Source organism: Frankia sp. AiPs1 (genome assembly GCF_023716945.1).
Lineage (GTDB): Bacteria > Actinomycetota > Actinomycetes > Frankiales > Frankiaceae > Frankia.
Window position 1 is genome coordinate 1 of record NZ_JAMQQF010000165.1, and the last position, 11,587, is coordinate 11,587.

At 72.1% G+C, this 11,587-nt stretch carries 8 protein-coding genes and 1 pseudogene; 1 reads left to right on the forward strand and 8 read right to left on the reverse strand.

The window, feature by feature from the left end:
* The 4 genes from ND748_RS15880 to ND748_RS15895 form a co-directional block, all read right to left on the reverse strand.
* The coding region (locus ND748_RS15880; RefSeq protein ID WP_251746583.1) for a type I polyketide synthase at positions 1-1,543 on the reverse strand (1,543 nt) is incomplete at its 3' end.
* Positions 1,544-1,688: 145 nt separating this feature from the next.
* On the reverse strand, positions 1,689-3,020 hold the full coding sequence (locus ND748_RS15885) for a beta-ketoacyl synthase (protein ID WP_251746584.1): 1,332 nt from the start codon (positions 3,018-3,020) through the stop codon (positions 1,689-1,691).
* 123 nt (positions 3,021-3,143) lie between these two features.
* A complete protein-coding gene (locus ND748_RS15890) occupies positions 3,144-3,842 on the reverse strand; it encodes a response regulator (protein WP_251746585.1) in 699 nt (232 codons plus the stop codon).
* A gap of 4 nt (positions 3,843-3,846) precedes the next feature.
* Positions 3,847-5,583 (reverse strand): sensor histidine kinase, encoded by a 1,737-nt coding sequence (locus ND748_RS15895; protein WP_251746586.1) that lies wholly within the window; start codon positions 5,581-5,583, stop codon positions 3,847-3,849.
* A gap of 1,132 nt (positions 5,584-6,715) precedes the next feature.
* Between ND748_RS15895 and ND748_RS15900 the strand changes: the two genes are divergently transcribed.
* Positions 6,716-7,939: an ABC transporter substrate-binding protein gene (locus tag ND748_RS15900; protein ID WP_251746587.1), complete on the forward strand. Its 1,224-nt coding sequence runs from the start codon at positions 6,716-6,718 to the stop codon at positions 7,937-7,939.
* A 22-nt stretch (positions 7,940-7,961) separates the two neighbouring features.
* Here ND748_RS15900 and ND748_RS15905 read toward each other — a convergent pair whose 3' ends face one another.
* The 4 genes and pseudogenes from ND748_RS15905 to ND748_RS35050 all read right to left on the reverse strand — a co-directional run.
* On the reverse strand, positions 7,962-8,165 hold the full coding sequence (locus tag ND748_RS15905; RefSeq protein ID WP_251746588.1) for a ferredoxin: 204 nt from the start codon (positions 8,163-8,165) through the stop codon (positions 7,962-7,964).
* A gap of 73 nt (positions 8,166-8,238) precedes the next feature.
* Positions 8,239-9,441 (reverse strand): cytochrome P450, encoded by a 1,203-nt coding sequence (locus tag ND748_RS15910; protein ID WP_251746589.1) that lies wholly within the window; start codon positions 9,439-9,441, stop codon positions 8,239-8,241.
* Positions 9,442-9,666: 225 nt separating this feature from the next.
* Positions 9,667-11,265: an APC family permease gene (locus ND748_RS15915; RefSeq protein ID WP_251746590.1), complete on the reverse strand. Its 1,599-nt coding sequence runs from the start codon at positions 11,263-11,265 to the stop codon at positions 9,667-9,669.
* 147 nt (positions 11,266-11,412) lie between these two features.
* Positions 11,413-11,587, reverse strand: a pseudogene (locus ND748_RS35050) (LysR family transcriptional regulator); the annotation flags it as partial.

An 11,587-nucleotide genomic window follows, 5' to 3' on the forward strand; every position in this document is an offset into this window, starting at 1 on the left:
CCTCCAGCCAGTCGGCGAGGCGGGTGGCGGCCGCGGGCAGCACCCCGGCCGAGCCGGCGGGGACCACGACGACGTCGGGCCCCCGGTCCTCGGGTGCGCCGGCCGTCGCCCGGACGCCGGTCATCGCCGGATCGCCGGTCGTCCCCGGAACAGCGGCCGTCCCCGGAACGTCGGCCGTCCCCGGAACATCGGGGGCCTGTTCGAGCACCACGTGGGCGTTGGTGCCGGAGAACCCGAAGGACGACACGGCCGCGAGCCGGCTGGCCGCCCGGCCCGGCCACGGCACGAGGTCGGTGGGCACGAAGAACCGCGAGTCGGCCGCGGCGATCGCCGGGTTCCACTCCTGGAAGTGCAGGTTGGGGGGGATCTGACCGTGCTGCAGGCACAGCACCGCCTTCATCAGTCCGGTCACGCCGGCGGCGGGTTCGAGGTGGCCCACGTTCGTCTTCACCGAGCCCAGGGCGCAGGGGTCCGCGCCGGAGCCGTACGCGCGGTCGAGCGCGGCGAACTCGATCGGATCCCCGACCGGGGTTCCGGTGCCGTGCGCCTCGACCAGCCCGACCTGCGTCGGGTCGACCCCTGCGCCGCGCAGGGCGGCGAGGGCGACGTCGTGCTGGGCGTTCTCCGACGGCACGGTCAACCCGTCGGTCCGGCCGTCCTGGTTGACCGCCGAGCCGCGGATCACCGCGAGGATCCGGTCGCCGTCGCGCCGGGCGTCCGCGAGCCGCCTGAGCACGACGACGCCGCAGCCCTCCCCGCGGACGAAGCCGTCGGCGGCCGCGTCGAACGCGTGGCAGCGGCCGGTGGGGGAGAGCATGCCCATCCGGACGAAGGACTTCGTCACCCGCGGCCACAGCATCAGCGTGACGCCCCCGGCCAGCGCCACGCTGCACTCACCCGCCCGCAGACTCTGGCTGGCCAGGTGCACGGCGACCAGGGACGACGAGCAGGCGGTGTCGACCGTGAGGCAGGGGCCGTGCAGCCCCAGCAGGTAGGAGATCCGCCCGCCGGCGACGCAGACCCCGTTGGTGAGCACGGAGCCCTCCAGCTCCTCGGGGCCGCCGGCGAGCCGCTCCATGTAGTCGGTGTAGCTCAGCCCGGTGAAGACGCCCGTGCTGGTGTCGGCCAGCCGCTCCGGTGGCATCCCGGCGTGGTTCAACGCCTCCCAGGCGACTTCCAGCAGCAGGCGGTGCTGGGGATCGAGCACGTCCGCCTCCCGGGACGACACCCCGAAGAAGTCCGCGTCGAAGCCGGCCACGTCGTCGAGGTAGCCGCCCCAGTTCGGCACGCTGCGGCCCGCGGCCGCGAGGACGGGATCGAGGAACGCCCCCTCGTCCCACCGGCCGGCAGGCGGCGCGGTGACGGCGTCCCGGCCCTCGACCAGCAGGTCCCACAGGGCCGCCGGGGAGTCCGCGCCCCCCGGTAGCCGGCAGCCCATGCCCACGATGGCGATGTCGTCGCGTTCGGTGCCGGGATCCACGTCGACGCCGGGGACGGGGTCGACGGCTCGGCCGCCGGAGTCGGCCTGGTCGTGTCCGCTCATCGGTTCCTCCGCTGGGTGCCTGCGCGACCCCTTCGCAGCGGGGCGGGGGCGAGGCGTCTTAGGGCTGGGGTAGTCAGGGCTGGGGTAGTCAGGGCTGGGCGTCCTGAGGGGGTGGACGCCGCAGGGTTGCCGCGGCGGTGTCCGCTCAGCGGGCGTCGGCCGCGGCGAGCAGGAGCACGCTCTTCGTCCCGCCGATCTGGTAGGTGAAGCTGAGCGCGTGGTCGAAGTCGAGCGGGCGGGGAGCCGTTCCGACGATGGGATCGAAGGTGAGGAAGTCCGCCGGCTGCTCGCAGTTCGCGGTGGGGCACACCGCGCCCTTCTCCATCATCAGCAGGGTCAGGGCCGCGCCGAGGGCACCGGACTGGGCGCCGCTGTGCCCGAAGCAGGCCTCCTGCGAGCTGAGCAGGACCGCCGGCACGGCCGGCCCGTACAGTTCGCGGACCGCGTTGGCCTCCGTGGTCGTCACGTTCAGGTCGCCGTCGCTGCCCCCGTTGATGTAGGGGATCTGGTCGATGCCGACGCGGTCGCCCAGGCAGCGGCGCACCGCGGAGACCAGGGCGGCGCCGGAGTCGTCCAGTGACAGCGGGCTGGCCAGGCCGTCGCGGGTGGTGGCCTGGGCCAGGATCTGCCCGTAGATGTGGGCGCCGCGGGCCTCGGCGTGCCGGCGGCTCTCCAGCACCACCGTCACCGAGCCCTCGCCGAAGTTCACGCAGTCCGCGCGGGTGTCGTACGGACGCATCGGGCGGTCCATCGACGGCAGGGTCTGCGGCATCGTGGTTGCCTCCGGCGCGGCGCCGCGCTGCGCGGCGAACAGCAGCCGCTGCGCGTTGCGCATGATGTCCATGTTGAACGCGTCGACGCCGGTGACGACCGCGATGTCCACCTCGCCGGCGGCGATCATGCGCAGGGCGTTGCCGAGCTGGACGGTCGACGACGAGCAGCCGCACGACACGGTGAAGCTCGGCCCGGTGGACCGGGCGAGGGACGCCTGCAGCAGCGCCACGTCGTAGGAGGTGATGCCGAGCTGGGCCCGGATGAACAGCGCCGTCGCCTCGTCGGCGGACAGCTCCGCCGGATTCGCCTCGCGCAGGGCGAGGTAGGGGTCGACGTTGTCGTCGAGGCCGCCGCGGCCGGTCAGGATCGCGGCGTCGGTGAGATCCCCCGCCCGGAAGTCCAGCTTCCCGTCCACGCAGGCCTCGACGAACGACACCAGCCCGAAACGGTGCGACGAGGTGAACTGGCGCGAGTACAGGGCGGGAAACTCCGGCAGGCGCGTTTCGAACGCCGCCGTCGTCAGATTCACCCGGCCGTGGTAAATGCCGTCGCTGACCAGACAGGACCGTCCGTGTGCGGCGACATCCCATACCTGTTCGGCGGTGAACACGGGGTCGTCCCCACCGGGCAGGCAGAATCCCAGTCCGGTCACCAGCACGTCCCGCGCGTCAGGTCCCGAGGTGTGCGCAGCTGATCCAATCATCATGATCACCATTCCGTGGTCTCGACACCGTCGTCGCCACGATTGCCCGCTGAAGGTGACATGTCGTCTTTTCGGTCGTATTGGTCCTCGTCGTTCGGTTCGACCTCCGGGTTATCCCCCGGGTCAGGCTCCGTTCCAGCGGTACAGGTTTCCCGGGCGCCCGGACCGGCCGTAGCGCTGCGTCCTGGTGGCCAGCCGCTGCCCGGTCAGACGCTCCAGGTAGCGGCGGGCGGTCACCCTGGCCATGCCGAGTTCCTCGGCGACGTCGTCCGCGGAGACGGGGTTCGGTGCGGACCGCAGATAGGCGACGACCGTGTCGAGGGTCGCGGTGGACAGGCCCTTGGGCTGGTGGGCGGACCGGGCGGTGTCGGGCCGCAGCACGGCGAGGGCGGAGTCGACCTCGTCCTGGCCGACCGGTCCGGCAGGGTCGGCCGTGGTCCGCCGGTGAAACACCGCGTACCGCTCCAGGCGTTGCCGGAAGGCGGCGAAGCTGAACGGCTTGACCAGGTACTGCACGACGCCGTAGGACACCGCCGCGCGCACCGTCGCCAGGTCCCGGGCCGAGGTGACGGCGATGATGTCGGCGGTCGCCCCGTGCGCGCGCAGGGCGCGGCAGACCTCCAGGCCGGTCATCCCGGGCAGGTAGAAGTCGAGAAGCAGCAGATCGGGTCGGTCGGCGAGGGCCATCCGCAACGCCTGCGTCCCGCTGCGGGCGACGCCGCACACGGTGAATCCCGGCACCCGTTCGACGTAGAGCCGGTGGGCGTCGGCCAGCAGCGCGTCGTCCTCGACGATCAGGGTACGGATCGGCTCGTCCACCATGCCGTCACGCTCCCCGCTCCGAGCAGGTCGCGGGTCGTGCCGGCAGTCGCACGGTGAACACCGTCTCGCCGTCCCGCTCCACCGTCTCGCCGTCGCGCCCCGCGGTCTCGCCGTCCCGCCGCACGGTCACGCTGCCGGCATGGCGGCGGACCACCTGCCGCACGAGTGCGAGCCCGATCCCGCGGCCCGGCACCGGTCCCGCCGGGTCGGACTTGGTTGTCCAGCCGAGCCGGAACGCGTCGTCGATCTGGTCGGGCGTCAGCCCCGGACCGGTGTCGGTGACCCGCACCAGGCATGCCTCCCGGTCGGCCTGGACGGCGACGGTGACGCGTCGCGGCCGCCGCGCCGGACGCCCCGCGGGGCCGTCGGCCAGCGCCGCGTCCACGGCGTTGTCGATCAGATTGCCGACGACGGTGACGAGGTCGGCGGCGTCGATGCCGAAGGACTCGAACCGGGTGTCCTCGGTGACGACGAGCTCCACGCCCCGCTCGTGGGCCTGCGCCACCTTGCCGAGCAACAGCGCGGCGAGAACCGGCTCGTCGACGGCGGCCAGGAGCTGGTCGGTGAGCTGCTGTGCGCCCTCGAGCCCGGCGGTGGCGAAGCTGACGGCCTGGGCGTAGCGCTGGAGCTGCACGAGGGTGACGACGGTGTGCATCCGGTTCGCGGCCTCGTGCGCCTGGGCCCGCAGGGCGGCGGCGAACCCGCGGACCGCATCGAGCTCGCCGGTCAGTGCCCGCAGCTCGGTGGTGTCGCGCAACGTCACGACGCTGCCGGTGGCCCGGTCGTGATGCTCGGTCGGCCGCTGGTTCACTGCCACCAGCCGGTCACCGACGGGGAGCACGGCGTCGTCGACCAGGCGACCGGAACCGAACAGCCCGGCGACGGCCGGATCCAGGCCGACCTCGTCGACCGAACGCCCCTCCCCGCCGGCGGGCAGTCCCAGCAGGCGCCGGGCCTCGTCATTGGCCAGCAGGAGCTGTCGGGAGTCGTCGATGATGAGCACGCCCTCCCGCACCGCGTGCAGCACGGTGTCATGGTGCTCGTGCATGCGGGCGAGGTCCGCCGAGCCGAGACCGTGGGTCTGCCGACGGACCCGCCTGCTCAGCAGCACCGCTCCGCTCAGGGTCAGCACGACCACGGCGAAGCTGGCGCTGCCGACGACGAGGAGCTGGCGGGTCACCGACGCGTCGACCGCCCGCAGGGTGATCCCGGCGGCGACCAGCCCACGGACGGAGCCGTCCGCGCCGAGCACCGGCACGACGGCCCGTACCGAGGGGCCGAGCGTGCCGGTGAAGGTCTCGGTCAGCTCGTGCCCCCGCAGGGCCGGCTCGATGTGGCCGATGAAGTGCTTCCCGATGAGCGTCGGATTGGGATGGGTGTAGCGGAAGCCGTGCACATTCATGACCACCAGGAAGTCGACGCCGCTGCGCCGCCGGACCCGTTCTGCGGTCGGTTGCAGCTCGGCGCTCGGGTCGGGCGCGGCCAGTGCCGCCTCGACCCCGGGTGCCTCGGCAAAGGTCTCGGCCACGGCCAGGACGCGGTCGGCCGTGCTGCGGCTCGCCGTATGCCGGGCGATGAGAACCAGTGCCGTGCCCGCCGCGGCGGCCACGATCACCACCACGACCACCTGGAGGATCAACACCTGTCCGGCGATGCTTCGCCGCCCGAGCACCGCCGGGAGGGACCGGCTCGGCGGCGGGGATTTTCTGGCCGTCGCCTGCATTCCGGCGGGTCCGTCCACGCGAAACCATCCTCGGAACACTGCCGCCACGGTCTGTCGGCGCCCGGGAGAAAGACGCCACCACGTCACCGGAAGAAGAGCAAAGATCTTTTTGTGAACTGCGTTCATGGCTGCTCACAAGATTCTCGGCATTAAATGTGTCTAGCTAGTCTGATCTTTCTGGCGAGAAGCGATCCTGGTGTCGACCGGCTGTTTCGTCAAGTTTCTTCCGATGGCCCTGTCACCTTCGGGTGAAGGCGCGGTGGAGGCTGCGCAGGTCAGGGTCCGATGCAGGTCAGGGTCCGATGCAGGTCAGGGTTCAGGGCAGGTCGGGGTTCAGGGCAGGTCAGGGTTCGGGGCGGGCCAGGCGGCCCTCGTCCCGTCGAGCCGCCGGTCGGCGCCGCCGCTGGGCGTGGCGCTGGCAGCGAGTCGTCGTCGGCGCGCGACCCGGGATCACGGTATGCCGCCGCCTGCCCGCCAGCGGTGGCCTCGTCTTTCGGTCCTGTTCGGCCTTTCGGTCCCGCTCGCGGAGCATTCCAACGCGACGAACGCCACATCGGTACTGATCGCGACAGGTCAGCTTCAGATGGCTGCATCGGGCTGCGTGGTGACCCGAGTGGCATCGGAGCGTCATCGGCCGGCTCCGCGCCCGGTCCGCGCCCGGTCCGCGGCGGCCCTGCGTCCGGCCCGCGTGGGGCGGTGTGGCAGATCGTCGGCGGAGCGTCCTGGCGCGGGTGTCCCACCTCCCGCACTACACCTCAACCCGGCGGGGAGCGGAGTCCACTCGCCGACCCGATTCTGGCAACGCGCCAATGATTCTGTTCGGCCGGCGTGACGCCTGATAGGGATGGCGCGTCGAACAGCCACGGAGTGTCCCTGGCTGTTAGGCCTGTATGCCTTCCCTGCTAGGCTTCCGCCGAAAGAAACAGCAAGGTTCGGTCGGGAGATAGACAGCATACGAACTGTCGTGCGGGAGTGGCAGCTTCCAATGGCCGTCGGCGCGGAATGCCGGCGGCGACCAAGTTTGCGGTCAACTAGGCGATGAGCGTCATTTGTGCTGCCGTCCGGCCGGGCGGAATTGCAGTGGCATGGCGTCTCGCGGGGGGTCCGGTCGGGTCGCAGATAACAGCAGATAGCAATCGAGAGGTGGCACATGCGGGTGTTGCGGGCGAGGTGGGCCGTGGCGGTGATGGCGGCAGCGACGATGCTGACGGCGTGCAACGCCGGCGGAACCTCGGATGCTTCGCGGACGGGCAGTACCTGTGCTCCGGGGGTGACCGACAGCTCCGTCAAGGTGGGGCTGCTCTACCCCGACACCGGGGTCATGGGCACCCAGTTCTCGGGTTACCGGGCCGGCGTGAACGCCCGGCTCTCGGCGCAGAACGCCGCCGGCGGCGTCAACGGGCGGAAGATCGACTACGTCTGGGAGGACGACGAGTCCGATCCCCGGGGCAACCTGCAGGGCGCGCGGACCCTGGTGAGCGAGGGGGTCTTCGCCGTCCTGCAGTACACCGCGGCCTCCAACGGCTCGGCCCAGTACCTCGACGACCAGCACGTTCCCGTCGTCGGGGTGGCCGATCAGCCGCTGTGGGGTGACCACGACAACATGTTCACCTACACCTTCGTCACCGACTCCGGGCGCAGCACGACGACCCTCGCCGACTTCGTGCGCCAGCAGGGCGGCACCAAGGCGGCGCTGGTCGTCACCTACCTGACCGAGGCGTCCAAGCTGTATGCGGCGGGCGTCCGGCAGAGCCTGGAGAACGCCGGCATCCCGGTCATCCAGGACGACATCGACTCCACCAACGCCGCCGACGTCGCCAGGAAGATCATTGATGCCGGCGCCGACACGGTCATCGCCGCCGCACCGCTGGACCTCTACACCGGCGCGCTCGCCGCGGCGATCGGTGCCGGCCATCCCATCAAGGTCGCCGTCTCGGCGGTCAGCTACGACCCGCGCCTGCTCGCGCCCTACGGCCGGCAGCTCGCCGGCAGCTACTCCCAGCTCACCTTCGCGGCACTGGAGCGCAACCTGCCCGCGCAGCGCCGGTTCCAGCAGGCGATGGCCGCCTACTCGCCGGAGATCCAGCCGGCGGGCCAGAACAGCGCGATCGCCGGTTACATCAACGCGGACATGTTCATCCGCGGCCTGACGACCCAGCACGGCTGCCCGACCCGGGAATCGTTCATGAGCGGCCTGCGGACGATCACCGACTACGACGCCGACGGCATGATGGTGCAGAAGATCAACCTCGCCGCCGACCACGGGCAGCTCGACCGCTGCTCGGACTTCGTGCGCATCGCCCCCACCGGCGACCGCTTCGAGGTCGTCTACCCGCAGCCGCTGTGCGGGCAGCGCATCGGCGGCAACGGGTAGCTCGGCGGCGACGTGGATCCGGTCAGTCCTCCACCGCGCGCAGCGCCGTCGCCGGGCAGCGCTCCACCGCCCGGCGCGCGGCGGCGAGGCTGGCCGGATCGACCGGGTCGGCCTCGTCGACCAACGGCGCCACGAGGCCGTCATCGTCCTGGTCGAAGACCTCGGGCGCCGTCATCACACAGTTTCCGGCGCCGATGCACCGGTCCCGTTCGGCCACGATCCGCACGGCTGCGCTCCTCTCTGGATGGTCCTCATCGATCCTCATCCCGGCCCGGCCCGGCCCGGGCGGACCGCGGTCGTCACCAGGTGACGGGCAGCGCCTGCAGTCCGTGGATCACCGAGTAGGGCCGGAAGGCGATCTGCTCGTACGGCACGGCGAGGGCGAGGCCGGGGAAGCGTCGCAGCAGGGCAGGGTAGGCGATCCGCAGCTCCAGGCGGGCCAGCGGCGCGCCGAGACAGTGGTGCAGGCCGTGCCCGAAGGCGACGTGCCCGGTGGGCTCGCGGGTGATGTCGAGCCGGTCCGGATCGTCGACCAGGGCCGGGTCGCGGTTCGCCCCGGGCAGCGCGAGGACGACGTGTTCCCCGGCCGCGATGGTGCTCCCGGCGATGGTCACCTCCGTCGTCGCCGTGCGCGGGATGCCGGTGTGGACGATGGACAGCCAGCGCAGCAGTTCCTCGACGGCCGGTTCGACGCTGGCCGGGTCGTCACGGACCCGGGCGAGCTGGTCGGGATGGCGCAGCAGCGCCAGGGTGCCCAGGCCCAGCATGTTCGCGGTCGTCTCGTGGCCGGCGAGCAGTAGCAGAGAGGCGATCCCGACGAGTTCCTCGGCGCTGATGTCCTCGCCGTGCTCGCGCACGAGCAGACCGAGGATGTCCTCGCCGGGGTCGCGGCGCGCGCGGGCGACGAGGGTGGCCATGTACGCGCGGCTGGCCTGCTGCAGGGCGAGGCGGCGCTGCGGCGGGTGGGAGGCGTCGAGCTGGTCGACGGTGCGCCGCTGGAAGTCGGCCCGGTCGGCGTACGGGACGCCGAGCAGCTCGCAGATGACCAGGGACGGCACCGGCAGGGCGAACGTCGAGACCAGATCGGCCGGCTTGCCGGCCCGCTCGACGTCGTCGAGGGCCGCGTCGACGATCTCGACGATCCGCGGCTCGAGCGCCCGCATCCGGCGCATGGTGAATTCCGGCGTGAGCATTCGGCGCAGCCGGGTGTGCTCCGGCGGGTCGTAGGAGAGGAGATTTCCGACCCGGGCCCGGGCGTACTCCTGTTCGGTCAGTTCGGTGGCGTCGGGGGGCGTGAGCGCACGCCGATCCGCGGTACTGAACCGCGCCGAATCAGAAAGGACCTCCCGAACGTCGTCATAACGGCTCACGAGATGGGCGGGAACGCCGAACGGCGTCACCACCGGGCAGACACCCGCGCCGTCGCGGATCTCGCCGAGCTCGGAGATCGGATCGAACTGCGCGCGCCGCATGTGCAGTGGTATTTCCGATACTTCGGTCATCACCTCTCCGCCCTTCACCGATCGCGCTGAACGTGACGTCGATGACGCTACCACCGAAGTGAAAGTTCGCTATCACTTAGTTGGGGTGAGTCTCCGGGACCGGTCTGTGCCGGTGGGACGGGTGCGGCGAACCGGTCGTGAACTGCGAATGTCGCCACCGGCACCCGCCCCTGCCACCGGCACCGCCCCTGCGACCGGACCGGTCCGGGGGCACCTTGGTGGCGGTCAGGCCGTGGGGCCCGCGGCCCGGATCTCCGCGATCTCCGCCCGCCGCCGCCCGGCCCCGGTCGACACCGCGGCGCGCACGGCCGCCGCGAAGACGGCGAGGCTGAAACCGGCCACGAGCGCGAGGTCGATCCAGAACGGCAGGACACCCCGCCCCCCGAACTGCCCCAGCCAGGACAGGACCGCCAGGCCAGCGAGCCACGGGGCGATCCACCACGCGGCGCGCCACTCCAGGTCCGGCCGTCGCTCGGCGGGCCGGGTCGCCCGGTAGCCCCCGAACACCACCAGTCCGACGGCGATCGCGGCGAACAGCCTCTGGTTGGTCCGCCAGCCGGCCCAGTAGATGACCAGGTTGGCCGCGGCGAAACCGAGCGGGGCGAGGATGTGCGCGGCGGGCAGCCGGTAGGGGCGGGGCCGGTCGGGGTCGGCGCGGCGCAGCACGGCCAGGCAGACGGGCGCGAATCCATACATGACGAACGTCGCCGAGCTGACCAGTCGGACCAGGTTCTGCCAGCTCGGAAAGGGCAGCAGCACCACCATGCCGACGGCGGCCGCGAGCAGCACCGACCCGACCGGCACCCCGCGCCGGTCGAGCCGGCCCAGCGCGGCCGGCAGGCCCTGGGTCCGGGCCAGGGAGAAGGACAGCCGGGCCGAGGTACCGAGATAGATCAGCGCGGTACCCCCCGGGGAGACGACCGCGTCGATGTAGAGCAGAATTGCCAGCCAACCCAGGCCGAGATTGATGGCGAGCGTCGCATAGGGCCCGTAGTCACCCGCGCCGAGCGGTCGGCTCCAGCCCGCGGCGAGCCGGGCCGGGTCGACGGTGGCGATGAAGGCGAGCTGGAGCAGAAAATAGAGCGCCGTGCCGACCAGCGTCGCCACAATGATTGCCCGGGGAAGATCCCGGTGCGGCCGTTTCGCCTCGGCACCCATCTGCACCGCCTGCTCGAATCCCTGCAGCGAGAACACCACCCCCGCGGGCAGCGCGGCGAAGACGCCCTTCGCGCCGAAAGGGGCGAATCCGCCGCCCGCGTGGAAATTCCCCGAATGGAATGCGGTGGCCGTCAGCGCGACGACGGTGACGGCGGGAACGAGTACCTTCCACCCGACGGTGACGGTGTTGGTCCGGGCCAGCCAGCGCACGCCGAGCAGGTTGACGACGGTGAAGACGACCAGCGCGGCGGCGGCGAGGGCGAGACCGCCGCCGGTCAGGGTGCCGTCGTCGTCCACCAGCCCGGGAAACTGGTGGTCCAGGTAGGACAGCGCCGCGGTGACCTCGAGCGGAGCCAGGGCGACCGCGGGAATCCAGGCCACCCAGCCGGCGACGAACCCACCCAGCGGCCCGAGGACCAGGCGGGGATAGCGGGCCGTGCCGCCGGCGACCGGGTAGGCCGCGCCGAGTTCGGCGTAGACGAGGGCGAGCAGGCCGACCAGCGCGCCGGCGATCGCCCAGGACAGCAGCGAGGCGGGCCCGGCCGCCTCGGCGGCGGTGAGCGCACCGAGCAGCCAGCCGGACCCGATGACGGAGCCGAGCGAGATGAAGGTCAGGCCGGCCAGGCCGAGCTGGCGGTGCAGCCGCGCGCCACCGGCGTCGGTCACCCCGCGCTCCCCGCGCTCCCCGCGCTCCCCGCACTCTCCGCACTCTCCGGGCTCTCCGGGCTCTCTGCGCTGATCGAGTTCCTCGCGCACCGTGCGCTCCGTCCCGGCCGGTCTCGGCGGCGACTGCGCCGGCGGCGCCAAGACCTATCACACGGCGGGCGACGCAACCGCGAACGCGCGGTGCAGGTGCGTGAGCGCCGCGCGCACCGCCGGACCGTGCCCGTCCCGCCAGATCAGGGCGAGCCGGGCGGGCGCCTCGACGTCGTCGACGGTGCGGGCGGTGAGCCGGTCGGCGTAGCCGGCGGCCATCGAGGCGCTGAGG

Bases quoted from the DNA above. Each gene is read 5' to 3' on its own strand.
- ND748_RS15885 (WP_251746584.1), bottom strand. From the start codon at position 3,020: ATGATTGGATCAGCTGCGCACACCTCGGGACCTGACGCGCGGGACGTG.
- ND748_RS15890 (WP_251746585.1), bottom strand. From the start codon at position 3,842: ATGGTGGACGAGCCGATCCGTACCCTGATCGTCGAGGACGACGCGCTG.
- ND748_RS15900 (WP_251746587.1), top strand. From the start codon at position 6,716: ATGCGGGTGTTGCGGGCGAGGTGGGCCGTGGCGGTGATGGCGGCAGCG.
- ND748_RS15910 (WP_251746589.1), bottom strand. From the start codon at position 9,441: ATGACCGAAGTATCGGAAATACCACTGCACATGCGGCGCGCGCAGTTC.